The sequence below is a fragment of the Cytobacillus oceanisediminis genome (genome assembly GCF_007830235.1).
Classification (GTDB): Bacteria; Bacillota; Bacilli; order Bacillales; family Cytobacillaceae; genus Cytobacillus; species Cytobacillus oceanisediminis.
In genome coordinates this window covers 295,366-314,795 of sequence record NZ_VLKI01000005.1, presented here as the reverse complement: position 1 = coordinate 314,795, position 19,430 = coordinate 295,366, and the positions used below count along the sequence as shown (strand labels likewise).

The following is a 19,430-nucleotide window of genomic DNA, read 5'->3' as shown; positions in this document are numbered from 1 at the left end:
TCTTATCCCCCATGCTCCACAAGCTCTTCCAGCTGCTGGCGCAGATACATATTCTTATACCAGCCCTCTTCAGCCATCAAATCATCATGCGTACCCCGCTGAACGATCTTTCCTTCATCCAGCACAAGAATGAGATTGGCATGCTGGATGGCACTAAGGCGATGAGCGGTAATAATTGTTGTTTTGCCAGCCCGCTCTACTCGTAATGAAGTAAGAATCACTTCCTCTGTTTTGGCATCAACAGCAGAAAGGGAGTCATCCAAAATCAATACCTCCGGATTCATGAGCAATGCTCTCGCAATGGAGATCCGCTGCTTTTGCCCGCCAGAAAGGGATACCCCTCTCTCGCCGACAACCGTTTGATATCCATCCGTAAATTCGAGAATATCCTCATGGATATTGGCGAGCTTTGCTGCAGCATAGACCTCTGCAAGCTCGGCATCCGGCCTTGTAAAAGCAATATTTTCTGCAACAGTGGCAGAAAACAGGAAATGCTCCTGCGGTACATAGCCAATGGCTTCCCTCAGCTTCTCCATTTTATAGCGGTCAATTTGATGCTCTGCAAAAAGGATTTCCCCTTTATAGCCTTCAAACTCTCGAATCAATAGTTTCAGCAGGGTTGTTTTACCAGCGCCTGTTTTTCCGACAATGCCGAGAGTCTCGCCCCTTTGCAGCCTAAAGTGAATTTCTTTCAGCAGTGCTTTATTTTCTCCCGGATAAGCGAACTCCTCAATTTTGTATTCGATATTCCCGCTTGGAACTTCATTGATTCCAGACTGATCATTTTTAATATCGACTTCTTCTGCAAGTAAAGCGGAAACACGGTCATACGAAGCACGGCCTCTCTCCACGATATTGAACAGCCAGCCAAATGCCAGCATCGGCCAAATGAGCAGCCCTAGATATGTTGTAAACGACACAAGCTGCCCAATCGTCAATTCTCCTGCCAATACATATCTTGATCCGAACGCAATGGATAAAAAGAAAGAGATCCCGACAATGATTGAAATGGTTGGGTCAAATAAAGAATCTACTTTGGCCACCGAAATATTCTTTCGCACCACATCTTCAGATTGTTTGCGAAAATCTTCAATATCCTCTTTTTCCTGTCCAAATGTTTTAATGACTTTGATCCCGGATACGCTCTCCTGCGTTTTATCATTTAATGATGAAAAAGCCTCCTGCGCCTTGTGGAATCGTTTATGCAGAAGCGTCCCATACCAGCTCGTAAGCAGTGCCATGAATGGCATCGGAATCAAGCTGATAAGCGTAAGCTTCCAGCTAATCGTCGTAGCCATGGCGATGATCACGAAGCCGCCTGTCGCCAGTGAATCCACAAATGTGAGAACCCCTGCTCCTGCAGTCTGCTGAATAGCCTGGAGATCGTTTGTCGCGTGTGCCATCAAATCACCGACACGCTTTTTCTGGTAAAAAGACTGCGACATTTTTGTAAAATGGTGATAAAGCTTATTCCTCAATAACTTGGAAAGTTTAACCGCCGATCCGAAAATCATGATCCTCCAATAATAACGGAGCACATACATCATAAGCGCAACAACAGCCAGGAGCCCAATCCACATCAATAGCGTTTGTGCTGTCAGCTCTCCATTTTTAATTGAGTCGACCACAATCCCGACAACCTTTGGCGGAACCAGCTGCAGCAGCGCCACAAATAACAGCAGAATAATCCCGTTTACATACGCCTTTTTCTCCTGTTTAAAAAACCACATCAAATCCAAAAAGACCTTCATACCCTATCCTCCGAATACCGTAGCATAATAATAGCTTAAATAGTTTAACAAATATTTCAAAAATAAGGAAGATTTTTATTAGCAAAGAAAAAGCACCCTCGTGGATGCTTTATTGTCCTAATGCTTCGATTCTGTTTATTAAACTGGTTACTTCGTTTATTGTGCTAAAAAGCTCTGAGTTCTCCAGTTTATCCAATACAAGGTTGCCATTCTCTAATACTTTATTGATTTCTGCAAGAAGCGCCTCATTTTGACTAACTAATTCCTGATGGATATCTTCCGCTAATGTTGGGATATCTTTTAATGCGATAAATTCTTCTACATCCTGTTTAAGAGTAACTAAACGATCTTCAAGCTCTTGTTTTAATGCTGGATCCTCCGCTGCCTCTTTAAGCATTTGCGGAGCCTCTTCCGCAAAGTCATTTAGTGTATTGATATGTTCAGTTGCCTGGTTTACATAGTCAATGGAATTATTCACTTCCCCTAAAAACGAACAGCCGCTTAATAACATTGAAATGGCAAGGAGCCCGGTTAGCAGTATTTTTTTCATTTGTTCTTCCCTTTCATGATTTGTCATAATTTATTTACGGTTGGTTTTGAGGAAGGTTTCATTGAATGCATAAAAAAACCCCCTTCTGTTTTTATCAGAAAAGTGGCCGTTGATGGGATACTTGCCCATGATTACTTGCCAGTCTGCTTGTTCATGGCATTCATCAATTGATCTTCTTTTGTGATGGCTTCATGCCCATTTGCATCTTCATTATTTACTCAAAAAGAAATTCCTCTTTTATATAATTATCACTCTCTATAGACCCAAACCAATATCTGATTGCTATTCCTCTTATCTGCTCATATCGATTAATCCTGTTGTTAAATGAGAACTTTTAAACCCTTACTTTCTATATACTTTAAATCCGTTTCACATTGTAATGAAATAAAAATCCCTCCATAAAAAGAGAGCCTAGAATACTCTAAGCTCTAAAAAATTATAGGGGGTCAACTGTTTGAATAGTTCGACCAATTAAAGTATAACACTATTCAAAGTATTATTTCAATACGATAAAGCGAAAACGCATAAAAGTATTAAAATGTTAATTATGTATCTCCTTCCAAACTTTATAAGCCATTTGTTGAAATCAGGATTAACAACCATGGAATATTTTTCATTAATTTTTATTTAATAAAAGTAACCAATGTGTTATTATTCTCGTCGTAATCAAGATTATTGTTTCGACTGAGAGTGAGTAAGCGTCCACCAACTTTTCTCTCTTTTTTATTTTTGTTTTTCTTAAGTTTAAAATCCGCTAAAGACTGTTAGTATCGCTGTGATGTGGATAACTCACTTTGCCCAAGCAATTTAGATACTGTATAGATATCTAAATTATTAAACATACATTAAACCGCAATGAAATGACAATAGGAATGACCTTTTGCTATAAAATGATTTAAATACTCTTTTAAAACAACCTCTTATTACACAAAAAACCACTCTTCTCTGCTAAATTTCAACAGAAAAAAAGTGGCTAATTGTTAAATGATGAGGGTTAAAGCAATTACAGAGAAACCCTTACATATCATATTGTTTGTCCCTGATTACTTGCCAGTCTGCTTGTTCATGGCATTCATCATTTGGTTGATCTTCTTTTGTGATGGCTTCATGCCCATTTGCATCATCATCATTTTAAGCATTTGTTCGTTAATTGGCGGATTTTTCTCTAGGTAGCTCATCATGTATTTTCGAGCAATGAAAAATCCTAGTGCTACACCAGCAAGAAGCGCCAGTATACCGACTAGAATATACATCCACATAAATACTTCCTCCTTCATGTTGTCTATCATACAGTGTACTAGACCAAAGGTTATTATACAATATTTGCTTCATTTTTTCTCTTATTTTAGACGAATTTTCTTTCTTTTATCGGTTTTAGCCACCCGTAGCGGTGATGCTGAAGATCAACAGCCAGGAAGGAAGACTCGCTTTTTCGCAGCACCTCGAAAAATACCGTCTCAGCCTCATAGCTGCCTGCCGCTTCTAAAACCAGACACCGATCAAACACTTCAAGCTTCGCCTTGCTTTTTTTATTCATTTCTATATAGTATGCACTTTTTTTTATGAAAAAGTCCTTTTTCCTTTGAAGCTGCTGGTGAATATATTGATGTAACCGTAACCCCGGGATTGTTTTTGTGACAAAATCGATCTGTTTCGAAAGAATAGACTTCATTTCACCGGACGAATGCTCAAACTCCTCAAACAACTGAAAAAACATACGCTCTCTTCCAAAATAATGGGACGCAAATTCATCTTCTATTAAATACAGTTGATAAGCTCTCATTCGGCCCCTCCTTCCGGGACTATCCATTTCTTTCAATTATAAGGAAACAAAAATAAGGAATCTGTCTGAAGATGTCAAAAACTTTCACTAATTTTGTCGAATGCGTGGAAATCGGATCATTATGAGGATTCTTGGTGGGAGATTAACATTTTTTACTGCTATTTCGACTTCTTTATTGAGTGCATGAAAATTTACTTTTATATTAGCTTTTTCCCTGTTTTAATGGCAGGAAATCCTGTATTTGGGGTATTATTTGATGTGTACTTTCTATTATTTAAAATGCTGCTCGGCCTTATGCAGAAAAAGCAATCATTCTTTCACATCCTAAAATGGTCTTTTTAATTACTAAGACGACAATCCACTCTATCATATTCATATTCACATTCTGGGCCGTCAAAAACTCTTCATGAAGACGTTTTTGCATATCTTCTACCTAATAAAGTCGACATGAACGCTTCATGACGCCGTTTTTTCCTTTCTTCTATCCAATAAGGTCAACATAAACCCTCTATAACGACGTTTTTCCTTTTTTCTATCCTATAAGGTCTGCATAAACCCTCTATGACAACGTTTTTTCCTTTCTTCTATCCAATAAGGTCGACATGGATGCTCTATGACGTCGTTTTTCCCTTTCTTCTATCCAATAAGGTCGACATGAACGGTCTATGACGTCGTTTTTCCCTTTTTTCTATCCAATAAGGTCTGCATAAACCCTCTATGACGCCGTTTTTTCCTTTCTTTTATCCAATAAGGTCAACATAAACCCTCTATGACGACTTTCCCCACTCTATTGTTCGCCATCCATTACGACGATCTTCTCTGACTTTTGCCAATTCCTTGCTGAAACACTTGCTGCCATCCACCAATCATCTTCGCCGTCCCACCCTTTCCAAAACAAAAAAAGGAAGAGCCTCTCAGCTCTTCCTCTAAAGTCATTTTGTTATCCTTGTAGCAATGCTTTTACGCGTGCAACTACGTTATCTACTGTGAAGCCGTATTCTTCCATGATCTTTTCGCCTGGTGCAGATGCGCCGAATGTATCGATGGCAAGAACATCGCCTTCGTCTCCAGCGTAGCGGTGCCAGCCAAGAGAAGATCCCATTTCGATGGCAAGTCTCTTCTTCACAGCCTTTGGAATGACGCTTTCTTTGTACTCTTTGGATTGAGCTTCGAAGCGGTCCCAAGCAGGCATGCTGACAACAGATGCATGGATTCCTTCACCTTCAAGCGCCTTTTGTGCTTCAACAGCAAGGCTAACTTCTGATCCAGCAGCAAGCAGTAGTACATCTGCTTTATCATTTGAAGCCGGTGAAACAACATAAGCACCTTTCTTAACGCCTTCGTATGCCGCTGAATCTGTTCCTTTTAATGTAGGAAGGTTTTGGCGAGTCAATACTAAAGCAGTTGGCTTGTTTGTTGATTCGATTGCTGTTTTCCAAGCAGCTGCTGTTTCGTTTCCATCAGCAGGGCGGACTACAGAAAGGTTTGGCATTGCGCGCAATGCAGCAAGCTGTTCAACAGGCTCATGTGTAGGGCCGTCTTCACCAACCGCAATACTGTCATGTGTAAATACATACGTGACAGGAAGATTCATAAGTGCAGCCAAACGTATGGCCGGACGAAGGTAATCAGAGAATACGAAGAAAGTTCCTCCGAATACTTTTAATCCGCCATGAAGCGCCATACCATTTAATGCAGCACCCATAGCAAATTCACGGACACCGAACCAGATATTGCGGCCTTCAAATGATTCCGGAGTAAAGTCGCCTGTGCCTTTGATCATTGTTTTGTTGGATCCTGCAAGGTCCGCAGATCCACCAAAGAATGAAGGAAGGTTTTGTGCGATTGCATTTAATACTTCCCCTGAGGAAGCGCGGCTTGCAAGGCTCTTTCCTTCTTCATAAACAGGAATGTCTTTATCCCAGCCTTCAGTAAGCTCGCCGTTAATTGCTTGCTCAAGCTGCTGGCCGAGTTCAGGATATTTTTCTTTGTACTGAGCAAAAAGATCTTCCCATTCCTGCTGCTTTTTAGAACCATTTTCAGCTACTTGCTGTTTGAAGTGATCATATACTTCTTCAGGTACATGGAAGTCTTCTTCAAAAGTCCACTTGTAAGCTTCTTTAGTCAATTTAAGTTCATCAGCACCAAGCGGAGCTCCGTGTACATCAGATTTACCTGATTTGTTTGGTGAACCGTAGCCGATTACAGTTTTAACTTCGATCATAGTTGGACGGTTTTCGTCTTGTTTCGCTTCCTCGATCGCTTTAGCGATTTCGTGAAGGTCATTGCCGTCTTCAACCCGGATGTACTGCCAGCCATAAGATTTGAAGCGCTGTTCTACACTTTCAGAGAAGGATTTATCCAAATCCCCATCAAGTGAAATGTCATTTGAATCATAAAGAACAACTAGTCTTCCAAGCTTTAAGTGGCCTGCAAGTGAAGCAGCTTCCGCAGAAACACCTTCCATAAGGTCTCCATCTCCGCAAATGCTATATGTATAGTGGTCAACCAAATTGAAATTGTCCTTATTGTAAGTTGCAGCCAGGTGGCGTTCAGCCATTGCCATACCAACAGCCATTGCAATTCCCTGCCCTAATGGGCCAGTTGTTGCATCAACACCAGGAGTGTGCCCGAATTCCGGGTGGCCAGGAGTCTTGCTTCCCCATTGTCTGAACTGCTTAATATCTTCCATTGATACATCATAGCCTGATAAATGTAAGAGGCTATACAATAACATGGAGCCATGTCCCGCTGAAAGGACGAAACGGTCACGGTTGAACCATTCTGGGTTATTAGGATTGTGGTTCATGAAGCGTGTCCAAAGTGTATAAGCCATTGGCGCGGCTCCCATTGGCATGCCTGGATGGCCGGAATTCGCCTTTTCAATGGCGTCGATTGATAAAGTACGAATGGAACTGATGGATAGTTCATCTGTTTGATTAAACATTCAATACATCCTTTCGAGAGTAATTCTTACTCTTTTTATATTATCGGGTGTCTGTTTTTTTCACAACCAATAGGGTCAGGAAAAAGACATAAAGTGAAACTTTAATCAGTGGGGGGTTCTTTATCCCCCACTGATTGTTAGTTGAACCAATCGGGCCTTTACGGGCAGTTTGACTTCCACTTATCCTCCTTCGATTACTCTGAGTCTTGAAGTGGGGGTCTTACTGCCCGTAAGACAGCGATAAAAAGCCGGTTTGTTACTATTTTGACACAAAAAGACCCGGCATATGTAAAGAAAAGCGGAGATAGCCGGCAAACTATGCCAAGGTGGAAATCTCTGCTTTCTATTAAAAGAAGGAATACAACTGAATGTGTATCCCTTGCAATTTATGATATTAATGAAGGCGGTTTTTATCTTGAAGATCTTTCAGTTTTTTAGGGGTTACGTCATTGCCCTTAGGGTCAACGATCGTCACACCTTTTAACGTGTTCAGCATCGAAGAGCGGAACGTCTCCAAATATTCCCGGCGGAGTGATGATTGTTCCTTTGCCTCTTCTTCAGTTAAACGGGATTCTTTCGCCTTCTTTGCCAGTGCGTTGATTCGAGCAAGTTTTTCTTTTGGCAGCATACTTAAGCTCCTTTATATCAAAAGTTTACCTTTGGATAATCTAATCGAATGTTTGGTTACGCTATAAGTCTCACCTTTTAAAAATACTGAAACTCAAATGCCATCATACTAAAAAAGAGCACTTTTGACAAGAAAAGTGCTCTACTCTGCTAATGAATCAACATATTCTTTATATCTTCTATGTACGGTTGCTTTTGATATATTGTAGCCAAATCCTCTTAAAGTTGCTGCGATTTCGGCAAAGGTGAGATCGTTTTTTCGAAGCCGGACAATTTCATCTATTGGGACTTCGATCCTTTCTCTCCCGGCATTGGCTCCTTGATTGCTCAGATTTTTCTCGGGACGGTACCCTTTATCTACCGCTCTTTGCATGCCCCGTTTGATTTTAATATTATGAAGCTTTCTTTGATATTCTTCTACCATTCCGACAATGCTCAATACCATGGAGTCCGATTCTGATAGCTGAAGCTGTCCGTTGTTGGAAATGCTGTAAAGCTGGACCTCTTCTTTTAAAATACAATGAAGAATGGCAATCTTGGCATTGCCGCGCCCAAGCCGCGTCTCATCCTGGATCAGAACTACATTAATATCCTTTTCTTTTATTAAATCGAGAAGCTCCAGTATTCCATCTCTTTCTAAATCATATCCGCTCGCCTGCTCGCGAATAACTTTCTCCACTTCAAATCCATGCTTTTTTGCCAGGTTCAATAACTCCTCTTCCTGCCTGGAAAGAGAGGTTTCCTGCGTTTCTTTTGTTGTGCTTACCCTGCAGTATATAATTGCTTTCATAACTTCTCCTTATAACTATTCATTCAGTTCAGAACTAGCAAGCTCGGTATATGGCTGACCTTCAGCAGCTTTAACAGGGATAACAATTTCATCACCAGGAAAAATTCTTCCTCCAGCTATTCCATTGTTTTGTTCTACCCAGTTGATAAATTCATCGGCTGAAAGTGAATGTTCAGCTGAGAAATCTTCAGCGATTTCCCAAAGGGAGTCACCCTCTGATATAGTGACTTTTACAAACTTCTCGCTATCCGGTGTTTCCATTTGCAAAACTAATATTAAAGATGCTGCCAAGCTTAAAACGAATAGAATAATAGCATAAGAATAAGAATCCCACAATTTCTTCATCATTATTTAACACCTCTGTTAGAATGTATGTTCGCATTTGATATTTTTATTATAGACCGAACGTTTGTTTTATGTCAACGAAAATTCGAACTTATGTTTGTATCAGCTGGTAATTGATGCTATAATGAAGGCAAAGAAAATCATACGAGGTGCGTTTAAGATGGTGAAATTATCAAAAAGGCAGCAAGATATATTGGAATTTATTAAAGAAGAAGTAAAACTGAGAGGCTATCCGCCTTCGGTTAGAGAGATTGGAGAAGCAGTTGGACTTGCTTCCAGCTCCACTGTCCACGGCCATCTCGCAAGGCTCGAAAGCAAAGGTTTAATCCGCAGGGACCCTACTAAGCCGCGCGCCATTGAGATTTTGGATTTGGACGAGTCTTCGCACATTCCAAAGGTTAGCGCAGTAAACGTGCCGATCGTTGGTAAAGTTACTGCCGGCCAGCCGATTACCGCGATTGAAAATGTGGAGGAATACTTCCCTCTTCCAGAAAGGCTGGCTCCAGCTGACGAACATGTATTCATGCTTGAAATTATGGGAGAAAGTATGATTGAGGCAGGCATTCTTGATGGTGACTATGTGATCGTTAAGCAGCAAAGCACAGCTAATAACGGAGATATAGTTGTTGCCATGACTGAAGAAGACGAAGCGACAGTTAAACGATTTTTCAAAGAGAAAGATTATGTACGCCTCCAGCCTGAAAATTCTACGATGGAACCTATTATCCTTCGCAATGTATCCATCCTGGGCAAGGTAATTGGTGTATATCGCCATATCCATTAATAGACTTTCAAAAAGCAAGCATCCTATGTTTGCTTTTTTTGCCATTTTAAAAATGCTGTGTTAAAGCTTGTCGTTGATTTTAGCACCCTTTTGAAAGGAGTGGAAGGCACGAGATGCTCGAAAATGCATTCGCATTTCCTTCGTGCGGGGTATATTCAAGGAAGCTGGTTCAAGGTCCTGCGGGAGGCTCCCGGACCGCCCGCGTTCGCTGAGTGCCTGGAGCGGAAATTAGATCAGAACCCCATAGAAGAACAGTTCTTATTACCTGGTGCTATGAATAAAATCATACGATAGTAACAGTTACTTCTCATTTGGAAGGAAGTTACAGTAATGTTTAACTATTTTACTATTCAGAAAATTCGGTATTTTTATGCATACTAATTTATACCAGATTCCTATATAATGGTAATACACCGAGAATCAACCTAAGGTCGCTTGTCCAAAATCTCGACTTTAGGAGTGTGAAGAACAAATGTTTTTGAACATTACCTTCGCTTTGTTGATTGGTGGGCTGGTCGGTGTTGTTGGACATATCCGGAAAGAAGGCAAAATGGTAAAACCTCGGAGGACAAAGAAATTCATCTATCTGGGGGTCTTGGAAGAAGTTATCATGGGGGCTTTGGCGGCTGTTTTTTTGGTCGTTTCTTCAGATCCTGATTCTACCATAAGGGTTGTACTCCTTTCTGTTATTGCAGGATTTGGAGGAGATGCACTGCTGACATGTCTCGAATTCTTAAAAATCAGGCATAAAGAATAGAGATGAGCAGAAAGATTTTATATAGACAAAACCTCGTTCTTCATTGAACGGGGTTTTTTGTGTTTCACCAAATCTCATTGTAAACTGTTTTGTGTTTCTATTACAAATACCGGCAATGTATGTTTTTTCATCCATTTTATGATATTATTTCAACTGGGCAAATTCCACGAAAGTGGGAGACGCAAAGCCACGGGCCTAAAACGTTCAAAAGTCATGGCAGCCGGGCTGCATTTAGGTCACCATTTGCCTAATTCAACTATAAGAAGGGTGAAAAATGATTTATCCAACAGTACTAAGCAAGGAGTCGAATTTAGTGCACATCGTAAAGGATCAAAACACCTGTGTATGCGGATTTACATACAATGCCTTTACCACCTTCACTAAGAAAGATTTGAAAAAAATTAAATTTAAGCCGGAAAAGGTTATAACCTGTCCGAACTGCAAATCCATCAGTACCTAATATGATGGATTTTATTTTCTAATAAAAATAGCCCTGTCACCAATACACCAAGTTTGATTATTTATTAGTAAATGCTCATAAACAGATTAGCAGGCTCTATTGATTTCATCTACTAGGTTGAAGTTTTGGAAGTTAATGTTTTCTGCAGATCTCCATAAAGGCATACAAGTGAATCCAAATATCTGGGAGTGGGATACCATTTTTAAGAAGGTATCTAGAATGAGGAAAATAATATCAATGAAGATGATAAATAGATAAAGACGATAGTAAAAGACGATTTGCCCTTTTGAATGGCACTGTGAAAAGTGTTAAGAATGAGTTTTGAATTATTGAAAACATAAAAGATCCTTTGACTAAACAAGAAGATCTCTAGAGGTTTTTTGTGAGTATACATTTAAAAAACGATAATAATAACGGCGGATACACAACACTTAGTAAGTCTTCGTTCGGTCAATATCCGTTAAGTAAAATTACAAAAGCTCCTCTCGAATCAGAGGAGCTTTTTAGTTTGCTTTAAGGTTACAGTCCTAAGACATAGAACTTGCAGGTTTAAAGAATTTTCAAAGGACTATTACGTTAACTTATAGCCACACCAGCACTTGCAAACCCTATAAGGACATCCGCTACTGTGGAAGTTGAATCTAAAGAAAAAACCATTAATAATTTTTGGCCTGCAGTTACAGGCAATGCAGTTACAGCGGTATTAAATGCTGTGTCACCAACGCCTACTAACCCGGGACCGAAAGATGGTGCTAATTCGACTTCAGCACCTGTTGGTGTAAAGGTGTTGCTGCCGGCAGGTGCCCTCCATAATTGTGCTATAACTGTTCCAGTTTCAGCTAAATTTGCTCCTGCTGTAACACTAAAGAAACCAGATATTGAAGTGACCGTTCCTGCACGCGGAACCACAAATGCGAAATCTGGAATGTTACCAGCACCCACTCCAAGAGTAAGGGTTCCTGAGCTAATATTAACTGAAGGTGCACTGATTCCAAAACCAATGAGGGCTCCAGTGTTTACTGTTCCACCCAATATCCCTGTAAGAGTAACAGGAGTACCAGATGCATATGGAATTATTGCGCTAGAGCCCGCAATTCCAGGTAACCCTTGGGGTCCGCGTGGGCCTGTAATTCCACGAGGACCTGGGGGGCCTTGTACTCCACGAGGGCCTGGGGGGCCTTGTACTCCACGTAAACCACGTTCTCCTTTAGGTCCCTTACTACTATGAAAACCCGGAAGTTTTTGAATGCCCTTTGGACAACAACAAGGGGTGCTGTGACAAACTAGACAGCAATAGTGTTCATATGACATATTTTCACCTCCATACTTAAAGCTAATATAATTATATTTTTTTCCTTTATATTTGCTTATATCTTTGTCCAATAATTTCATAATTAAGAACCCTTTTTTGCACTGACATAACGCTAACTTCCTCAAAAAAATAATTCTTTAATAACAACAAAGTGTATTGAGGGAGGTTGCTTGGAATGAAGTAAGTGATTTACGGAATTTGTTAAACAGATTCGACTAATTAAAGGTGATTTACCTTTTAAAAGCAAAATTATCCACTCTCCCCAAAACTAATTTTAAGGAGATATTAGAAAAAAACATTTTTTCATTTCCTTCTCACAGCTCTATTCTCCCCAATGAAGTGTTATTGTTTGGCTGGCAGTTCATCCACATGACTCACTTCAAACATTTCTGTTAAACCACTTCTTTCATCGAGCTCCTTCTTGATATGCAGCAATATCTTTTGAATCTCTCTGCCGCTGATGTGGATACACTGCACATGTTAAACCTTGTAAAACTCTGATTTCCTGCAATCGGATAAAATACATTTCCAACTTTGGCCGCTTGTTTAATATTATTGCCCCAACTTTTCTCAGCTCTTTGGTAGAAATCAGTTACACGCAGAATGAGTGAATCATAGTTTAAAATAATAAATTTTTTTAATCTGAAGCGGTACATGCCCTGCAATAAAAAAACAAGTTTAACTTGCTATCTTCATAGTTTTCAAGCAGCACCAAGTACTGGAAAGACACCTATTATATACGGAATGTGTAGCAATACTCTTCTTCTTGAATATTTTGAGGAAAGAGAGGCATTTTGGGAAAAGCCTATTCCTTTCAAGAGCTTTCGATAGACGTAGTTTAGCATCATAATCATAAACTGCTTTTTAAGTTAAATAGGGGTTATTAAAAAGCTCTAGCTACAGGTATAGCAATCCATTTTGGATAAGTTAGGAGGAGAATGCATTGAAGCCTTTTACAATAGCAAAGGTATTGTATGCTGGTATTCCATTTCAATTCATGACACATGAAGGGGACAAAATCATTGGCCAGGAATTACGGGCTGGAAGAGTTTTTGATTCCAATAATTTAAGCTATTTACGATCCATGATTCAGCCAGAGAGTCACATACTTGATGCAGGAGCAAATATTGGTGCCATTTCCATCATTTTAGCTAAACTTGAACCAGCATCAACGATTTATTGCTTTGAGCCTGACCCCATCAATTATTCATTATTGAATATCAATATTGTTTTGAATAATGTTAGGAATATTTATACTTTCAATTATGCTTTAGGAAAGAAGCAGAATTTTATTTCGTTCTATCAGAATAACAAAAATTATGGTGACCATCGTACATCAAAGCCGTTACAGTCAGATTCGGATCTGAACAGTTTTAGCAGCTTGCCAACACGTGTTCAGGCCATAAATGTTGTGCCGTTTCTAAAACAATGTTTAGGGGAGAAGGCCCCAAAATTCTTTGATATGATTAAAATCGATACGCAAGGAGCAGATTTTGAAATTCTTGAAACCTGCTTGCCGCTAATGAATCATTATTCCAAGGTCATTATTGAATATTGTCCCTATCTTTTGCTTCGACATGGCACTTCAAAAAAGGATGTAAAAAATATCATTGCTCAGTTTTCAGAGACAGGTATGATAAGCAAACTTCCTTCCCATACAACTTCCCCGACTACCAAGGAGAAAATAATCACAGATTTTGATGTGCTTTCACCAGCAATTCGCTATTATGACATTGTCCTAACAGGAAAATTATAGAAACTCCAGTGCTAAAAACATAAATTCAAGCACATCTCTTATGAAAAAGGGATAGCATGTATTTTTTAGATAATGATTTGATCATCCTCCTTGACAATAAAGAATTTACCGGATTAAGATGAATTCGTTTTAGATATCAAAAATTTGATTAAATTAATAGAAAGATATATGAAGAAGGTAGTCATAGTGCTTTGTAGAACTGACGGAAATGTCATGCCAAAATCTACTTTATTTAATGCCTTTTCACGTATTCTTAAAAAAGCTGGTCTGCCTCTCCTGCCCATCTATTCACTAAGGCACACACATGCAGTTGTCTTGTTAGAAGATATGAAATATACGTACAGGAAAGGTTAGGTCATAGCAGCGTTCTAGTTACAGCAGATGTTTATGCACATATCAGTAAAAAATCGAAAAAGACACAAAAACAAATATGAAGCCTGTATGAGTAAAATATTAGATTAAAGTTTGGTCAAAATTTGGTCATAAATCAGATTCCAAAAATTACCTTTTTTTGGCTAAACAATAAAAAAACCCTTAATACCAAACTAGAGTGACCCAGTAAAATGATCTTGCTTGCTGCTTTTTTGGTATTGTTCCAAGCATTAGACAACCACCCCGTCCCGTTTGCATAGCCCAGAAAGAAACCTTTCAGTAAATATTCTGTTTCTTATTTGGGAGGACAGAAGTTCCTTTTGGCAGATTCAAGAATTGAGCTCCTTTCTCCCCAAGCATCGCATATCCAACATCCGAACATGAGCAAGCTCTCTTCCTTCTTCTCCTACAACTGCAGGTCCACCTGGATGATTGTCTGTTCCTTTGGCATATTGAGGAACTGTCCAAAAGGGAACTAGGTTTTTAATACCTACTTTCCCTAGGACCCAGTTGACACCGCCGATGACTCCATTAACACCTTTTCCTAAACCTTCGCTTTCATTTCACTGTTTACGGTTCTCAGCCTACCCTTTAAACCAGTAAGTCCACGGTTTAGGGAAGTGGAATCTAAATCAAGTCCAATTGAAAGACCTTCAATTCTTTGCATTTTTTCACCCTCCCCTCTATTTCAATAAAAAAATCCTTAACCTCCAAATACGGAAATTAAGGATTTTTCTTGTCTTGGTTTGTTTCTCTCTTTAAGGAGTTCAACCACAAAATGGTATGGCATGTTTAAAATTTCGCTTATGTCCTTGCTCTCTTTCATTAGCGCCATAATTAACTTGTCCATATATTCTTTTTGTTTTTGCGGTCGGCATCACTCAAATCTTCTTCGCCAGGAACTTTTTTGTTTCATCATTCTGACGTCCTTGAGCTACAAATAGATTTGCTCTTGAAGCACACGGATTCCATCTGGAGCATGAAGACCATTGAACAGATCCTCTTTAGTAAATTGACCTTTGTAAATCTTGTTTGCAACAAAATCAAGAAATTTTTCGATTAACTCTTTTTCAGAGGCAGTAGTTTTATTTTCTTCGCTTTTATCAATTTCCTGTGTCATATCGATTGCTTCATAAACTACTGAGAATGGAATAAACACTGGAGTGATATATTTTTCAGTAACAATCTCACCCTCTTTAATTTCTTTAACAAGCTCAATCATATTTCGTTTTAAATTAACCACTAAAATTCCTCCTATAAAAAAAATAGAGCAGGGAGTTAATCCTGCTCTTTAATTAGTACTTTTCCGATTTTGTTTTTTGTTGTTGATAATTCTTTAATACGCTGATCATCAACGACAACATCATCACCTTTGGGATAAATATCCCCTTTAATGTAAATCGCATTATTATCTTTTAGATCCTTAAAATCATGGACAACAATATATTTCTTTGGTGGTTCAACCTCTAATTGTTCTACTTGTTTTTCCTCTAATTGCTCTACTTGTTTTTCCTCTAATTGTTCTACTTGTTTTTCCTCTAATTGTTCTACTTGTTTTTCCTCTACTGAGTCCTCAATTTTTTCTTCTGGGATTTCTATTTTCTTTTTAGCCATCTACATTACGCTCCTTCCGGCACTGTTCCTGGATATGGCATACCAAAGATCTTTTGGAATAGTGCATTACGATTGTTTGTTTCTCATTTCTTGTCGTAAGCAAAGACAACAGATTTTTCATCTGAAAAACCTTCTACTTCACGGTCCATAAATTGTGCAGAGATTTCTTCATTTGAAAATTCCACTCCATCCTGTTTTGTTTGTCCTGCAATGTTGGGACGAGTAAATAATCCTTTCGGAAGACCCACATACTCCTTTGAACCATCTTCATATGTCTTTGCAAAGACTACCGCTACATATGATGGATTGTCTGTACTCCCCATAGCAGTAAGGCCTTCAACTGTTTCCAAACCCAATAGCTTTTGTTTATCTTCAATCGGGATTTTATGGAACGCTGAAGTGACTGAAATGTCACCATTCGAAACAGCCATTTCGGCGGTCCTATTGTCACCATATGCACGAACCACTTCTTGTGGCATTTCTATATTGATATTTTGTAAAAACTTTACTCTCTCGATATATGCTGCAGTAATCCCATCCCCAATTTCACCGTAGTAAAATTCATCTACTCCTGTGGATGCTCTATAAACTTTTTCTTTTGCCATGCTCATTCCACTCCTCTAAATTAAATAATCTTTTCCCCTATAACGCCGGGCATCTCGAAAGATGCCGGTATCTCTATCATATTCATCCACACCGCCACCATAAATGCCATAACCAAAGTGACCGCATGACTGCCTGAACTCTTTTGGCAATTTCTTTAGTTGTTTTTCGATTTTTGGTCCAAACATCCACCTGGTAAAGGTATTCATCAGAAATAGGCTCATTATCTCCGTAATCGGAAGGGATGGGAGGGCTTAAGGGATCAATAACGATATATGGACCGGTCACATTACCAGTAGCCAGATATTCATAAAACTTGATTCGTCCAGAAGCTTGCTCTTTAATATATTCGTCAGTTATTAATTCCTGATAAATTTTATCTAGCATATCCACTTAAACCCCCTCCCTTATAGCTTGTATAACGGCTTGACGATATGCATTTTCAGCATTTCGCATTGTCCTCGCTATAACCCCTTTACCTCGTGGATTTGGATTTTTCACTGTTCCCCATTCATTTAAATGAATGATTCGAAATCTACCTTTAGGTCCTCGCCAGTGGATTTTAATCGTTCGAACACCAGCAACCGACATTGGATTCGAAACAGTTATTTCTTCAATGGATGCCCCTGTATCTTTAAAGGCCTCAAATTGACTCTTTAACTCCCTGACAAAGACTTGTGCTCCTTTTTTTAAAGCCCTGTCACTTATTTGTTGCGTCCGCTCTTTCCCTAAACGACGCTCCAGGTCAGCTATCAGTTCCCTTTGTCCTCTAACATTTACGCTCATTCTGTCAGCCCCGCAACAACAGTGATAAAGTCCTTGTTTTGCATATTAGGCTGAACACTTTTGACGTTGTACCGTTTATTTTGATAAATTGGATGATCAATAGACAAATACATTATATGAAGCTTGGGCAAATCTAGATAGTGTTTGGTTAAGAGATTTAGAGACAGCTAAAGCAAATGGGACATTATCTGATTTGACGATCACAATACGTGAATCGCAGGATGATTATATCCCAACTAATAATCTCTTTTCATTCTCCCCTGGTTCAGGGCCATCATTAGGAGCGAACTCGTAAAAACGTACTGGCGTACGCAAATCCCCGGAATTAACCCTAGGTGGCTTATATTTAAATGGCAAACGATCTAAACTTCCACAAGAAATATCAGAATCAAAATAAGACTGCATTAAATGATAATTATCACTTTGATTTAAATTTAGTTTTATGTAGGAATGATGGAAATTACATGCCAAAGTTCAGTTTATTTAACTCATTTTCTAGGATACTGAAGAAGTGTGATCTTCCCTCTTTACCAATCCACTCATTAAGACACACTCATGCGGTTCTCCAATTAGAAGCAGGGGCAGACATGAAATACATCCAAGAGAGATGGGGCATGGAAGTATTCAAATAACTGCAGATGTTTATTCGCCTATTAGTAAAAAGATTGAAACTGAAAGAATGAGTAAATTCGAGGAATACATGAAAAATGTCCTTGAATAATTTTTTTGCATTAAAATCGGGCATTTTTCGGCCAAAGCAAAAAACATAACTTTTTTAAAATTTCTGCCCGAAAACAAAAACCCCTCAACACCAATGGTGTCAAGGGGTTTACTTTTTTAGTACATGCTCATGTACTGCTCGCGCTCCCATGGATGCACTTGCGTACGGAACATATCCCACTCGATTTCTTTTGCTTCAATGAAGTGTTCGAAGATGTGATCCCCAAGAGCAGAAACGATTACTTCGTCATTCTTAAGTTCATCAAGGGCAGCTGCCAATGTAGCTGGAAGATCCTTGATTCCTTCTTCTACACGCTCTTGCTTGTTCATTACATAGATGTTGCGGTCAACTGGTGCTGGAGGAGTCATTTTGTTCTTAATTCCATCAAGGCCAGCTTTTAATAATACAGCCATTGCAAGGTATGGGTTTGCAGCAGGGTCAACACTGCGGACCTCAACACGTGTACTAATGCCGCGGGAAGCCGGGATACGGATTAGCGGTGAACGGTTTTGAGCAGACCATGCAACATAGCAAGGTGCTTCATAACCAGGAACCAAACGCTTATATGAGTTAACGATTGGGTTTGTTACTGCTGTAAACGCAGTCGCATGATTTACAATACCTGCGATGAATTGACGGGCAGTATCACTTAATTGCAAATCGCCATTTTCTTCGAAGAATGCATTTTTTCCATCCTTGAATAATGAAACGTTACAGTGCATACCTGATCCGTTTACACCGAATAATGGCTTTGGCATGAATGTCGCATGCAGGCCATGCTTGCGGGCAATTGTTTTAACAACAAGCTTGAACGTCTGGATTTGGTCACAAGCTGTTAAGGCATCCGCATATTTAAAGTCGATTTCATGCTGTCCAGGTGCAACCTCATGGTGGGACGCTTCAATTTCAAAGCCCATTTCTTCAAGCTCAAGCACGATATCGCGGCGGCAGTTTTCACCAAGGTCTGTTGGAGCAAGGTCGAAATATCCTCCGTTATCATTTAGCTCTAGAGTTGGCTCTCCAGCAGGATCAAGCTTGAATAAAAAGAATTCTGGTTCAGGTCCAAGATTGAAATCTGTGAAGCCTAACTCTTCCATTTCACCTAGAATACGTTTTAAGTTACTGCGAGGGTCACCAAGGAATGGAGTTCCATCCGGATTGTAGATATCACAGATCAAACGCGCAACTTTTCCTTTTTCCGCTGTCCAAGGGAATACCACCCATGTATCAAGGTCAGGATATAAATTCATATCTGATTCTTCAATACGTACGAAGCCTTCGATGGAAGATCCGTCAAACATCATTTTGTTATCAAGCGCTTTTTCAAGCTGGCTGATTGGAATTTCAACGTTTTTGATTGTTCCTAGAATATCCGTAAACTGTAAACGGACAAATTTTACGTTTTCTTCTTCTGCAATGCGTTTAATATCGTCTTTAGTGAACTTTGCCAATGGTATTTCCTCCCTTAAATT

At 39.4% G+C, this 19,430-nt stretch carries 22 protein-coding genes, 2 pseudogenes and 1 riboswitch; of the genes and pseudogenes, 5 read left to right on the top strand and 19 right to left on the bottom strand.

Annotation, left to right across the window (positions count from 1 at the left end; genetic code table 11):
• Positions 1 to 2 precede the first annotated feature (2 nt).
• The 9 genes from IQ19_RS11785 to yneA form a co-directional block, all read right to left on the bottom strand.
• Positions 3 to 1,751, bottom strand: a complete 1,749-nt coding sequence (locus IQ19_RS11785) for an ABC transporter transmembrane domain-containing protein (protein WP_144542597.1) — start codon at positions 1,749 to 1,751, stop codon at positions 3 to 5.
• A gap of 109 nt (positions 1,752 to 1,860) precedes the next feature.
• Positions 1,861 to 2,301, bottom strand: coding sequence for a DUF6376 family protein (locus IQ19_RS11780; protein WP_242020964.1), 441 nt, complete (start codon positions 2,299 to 2,301; stop codon positions 1,861 to 1,863).
• Positions 2,302 to 3,344: 1,043 nt separating this feature from the next.
• The gene (locus tag IQ19_RS11775) at positions 3,345 to 3,560 is read right to left on the bottom strand and encodes a YneF family protein (RefSeq protein WP_026583317.1); all 216 of its coding nucleotides are present in this window, start codon (positions 3,558 to 3,560) and stop codon (positions 3,345 to 3,347) included.
• A gap of 86 nt (positions 3,561 to 3,646) precedes the next feature.
• Positions 3,647 to 4,084 carry a sporulation inhibitor of replication protein SirA gene (gene sirA, locus IQ19_RS11770; protein ID WP_144542596.1) on the bottom strand — a complete coding sequence of 146 codons (438 nt, stop codon included), beginning with the start codon at positions 4,082 to 4,084 and terminating at the stop codon, positions 3,647 to 3,649.
• 292 nt (positions 4,085 to 4,376) lie between these two features.
• Positions 4,377 to 4,508 (bottom strand): hypothetical protein, encoded by a 132-nt coding sequence (locus IQ19_RS28970; RefSeq protein ID WP_277875328.1) that lies wholly within the window; start codon positions 4,506 to 4,508, stop codon positions 4,377 to 4,379.
• Between the two features lie 516 nt (positions 4,509 to 5,024).
• On the bottom strand, positions 5,025 to 7,031 hold the full coding sequence (tkt, locus tag IQ19_RS11765) for a transketolase (RefSeq protein WP_144542595.1): 2,007 nt from the start codon (positions 7,029 to 7,031) through the stop codon (positions 5,025 to 5,027).
• 394 nt (positions 7,032 to 7,425) lie between these two features.
• On the bottom strand, positions 7,426 to 7,659 hold the full coding sequence (locus tag IQ19_RS11760) for a DUF896 domain-containing protein (RefSeq protein WP_144542594.1): 234 nt from the start codon (positions 7,657 to 7,659) through the stop codon (positions 7,426 to 7,428).
• A 141-nt stretch (positions 7,660 to 7,800) separates the two neighbouring features.
• On the bottom strand, positions 7,801 to 8,448 hold the full coding sequence (locus IQ19_RS11755; RefSeq protein WP_144542593.1) for a YneB family resolvase-like protein: 648 nt from the start codon (positions 8,446 to 8,448) through the stop codon (positions 7,801 to 7,803).
• 15 nt (positions 8,449 to 8,463) lie between these two features.
• On the bottom strand, positions 8,464 to 8,796 hold the full coding sequence (yneA, locus tag IQ19_RS11750; RefSeq protein WP_144542592.1) for a cell division suppressor protein YneA: 333 nt from the start codon (positions 8,794 to 8,796) through the stop codon (positions 8,464 to 8,466).
• A gap of 157 nt (positions 8,797 to 8,953) precedes the next feature.
• Here yneA and lexA point away from each other — a divergent pair, with 157 nt between their 5' ends.
• Both lexA and IQ19_RS11735 read left to right on the top strand, forming a co-directional pair.
• Positions 8,954 to 9,577, top strand: coding sequence for a transcriptional repressor LexA (gene lexA, locus IQ19_RS11745; protein WP_110067950.1), 624 nt, complete (start codon positions 8,954 to 8,956; stop codon positions 9,575 to 9,577).
• A 472-nt stretch (positions 9,578 to 10,049) separates the two neighbouring features.
• Positions 10,050 to 10,334 (top strand): DUF4257 domain-containing protein, encoded by a 285-nt coding sequence (locus IQ19_RS11735; RefSeq protein WP_110067949.1) that lies wholly within the window; start codon positions 10,050 to 10,052, stop codon positions 10,332 to 10,334.
• 146 nt (positions 10,335 to 10,480) lie between these two features.
• Positions 10,481 to 10,567, top strand: a riboswitch (cyclic di-GMP riboswitch).
• Positions 10,568 to 11,370: 803 nt separating this feature from the next.
• On the opposite strand, the gene IQ19_RS28965 is transcribed toward IQ19_RS11735, so the two are convergent.
• Together IQ19_RS28965 and IQ19_RS28960 are read right to left on the bottom strand one after the other, a co-directional pair.
• A complete protein-coding gene (locus tag IQ19_RS28965) occupies positions 11,371 to 12,105 on the bottom strand; it encodes an exosporium glycoprotein BclB-related protein (RefSeq protein WP_144542590.1) in 735 nt (244 codons plus the stop codon).
• Between the two features lie 343 nt (positions 12,106 to 12,448).
• Positions 12,449 to 12,583, bottom strand: a complete 135-nt coding sequence (locus IQ19_RS28960) for a hypothetical protein (RefSeq protein WP_277875327.1) — start codon at positions 12,581 to 12,583, stop codon at positions 12,449 to 12,451.
• A gap of 466 nt (positions 12,584 to 13,049) precedes the next feature.
• Here IQ19_RS28960 and IQ19_RS11725 point away from each other — a divergent pair, with 466 nt between their 5' ends.
• Both IQ19_RS11725 and IQ19_RS28460 read left to right on the top strand, forming a co-directional pair.
• A complete protein-coding gene (locus IQ19_RS11725; protein WP_144542589.1) occupies positions 13,050 to 13,862 on the top strand; it encodes an FkbM family methyltransferase in 813 nt (270 codons plus the stop codon).
• Positions 13,863 to 14,048: 186 nt separating this feature from the next.
• Positions 14,049 to 14,324, top strand: a pseudogene (locus IQ19_RS28460) (tyrosine-type recombinase/integrase); the annotation flags it as partial.
• A gap of 454 nt (positions 14,325 to 14,778) precedes the next feature.
• Here IQ19_RS28460 and IQ19_RS28955 read toward each other — a convergent pair.
• The 7 genes from IQ19_RS28955 to IQ19_RS11695 form a co-directional block, all read right to left on the bottom strand.
• On the bottom strand, positions 14,779 to 14,901 hold the full coding sequence (locus IQ19_RS28955) for a hypothetical protein (protein ID WP_277875326.1): 123 nt from the start codon (positions 14,899 to 14,901) through the stop codon (positions 14,779 to 14,781).
• A gap of 36 nt (positions 14,902 to 14,937) precedes the next feature.
• Complete coding sequence (gene gpGT, locus IQ19_RS29275) at positions 14,938 to 15,060, bottom strand: phage tail assembly chaperone GT (RefSeq protein WP_415801894.1); 123 nt, start codon at positions 15,058 to 15,060, stop codon at positions 14,938 to 14,940.
• Positions 15,061 to 15,168: 108 nt separating this feature from the next.
• On the bottom strand, positions 15,169 to 15,477 hold the full coding sequence (gene gpG, locus IQ19_RS11715) for a phage tail assembly chaperone G (protein WP_199749448.1): 309 nt from the start codon (positions 15,475 to 15,477) through the stop codon (positions 15,169 to 15,171).
• 35 nt (positions 15,478 to 15,512) lie between these two features.
• Positions 15,513 to 15,848: a hypothetical protein gene (locus IQ19_RS11710; protein ID WP_144542588.1), complete on the bottom strand. Its 336-nt coding sequence runs from the start codon at positions 15,846 to 15,848 to the stop codon at positions 15,513 to 15,515.
• An 83-nt stretch (positions 15,849 to 15,931) separates the two neighbouring features.
• Positions 15,932 to 16,453, bottom strand: coding sequence for a major tail protein (locus tag IQ19_RS11705; protein ID WP_144542587.1), 522 nt, complete (start codon positions 16,451 to 16,453; stop codon positions 15,932 to 15,934).
• An 82-nt stretch (positions 16,454 to 16,535) separates the two neighbouring features.
• Complete coding sequence (locus tag IQ19_RS11700; RefSeq protein WP_144542586.1) at positions 16,536 to 16,844, bottom strand: DUF3168 domain-containing protein; 309 nt, start codon at positions 16,842 to 16,844, stop codon at positions 16,536 to 16,538.
• Positions 16,845 to 17,237, bottom strand: a complete 393-nt coding sequence (locus IQ19_RS11695) for an HK97-gp10 family putative phage morphogenesis protein (RefSeq protein ID WP_144542585.1) — start codon at positions 17,235 to 17,237, stop codon at positions 16,845 to 16,847.
• Between the two features lie 350 nt (positions 17,238 to 17,587).
• Between IQ19_RS11695 and IQ19_RS11690 the strand changes: the two are divergent.
• A pseudogene (locus IQ19_RS11690) lies at positions 17,588 to 17,958 on the top strand (tyrosine-type recombinase/integrase); the annotation flags it as partial.
• Positions 17,959 to 18,074: 116 nt separating this feature from the next.
• Here IQ19_RS11690 and glnA read toward each other — a convergent pair.
• Positions 18,075 to 19,409, bottom strand: a complete 1,335-nt coding sequence (gene glnA / locus IQ19_RS11685; RefSeq protein WP_144542584.1) for a type I glutamate--ammonia ligase — start codon at positions 19,407 to 19,409, stop codon at positions 18,075 to 18,077.
• Between the last annotated feature and the right edge of the window lie 21 nt (positions 19,410 to 19,430).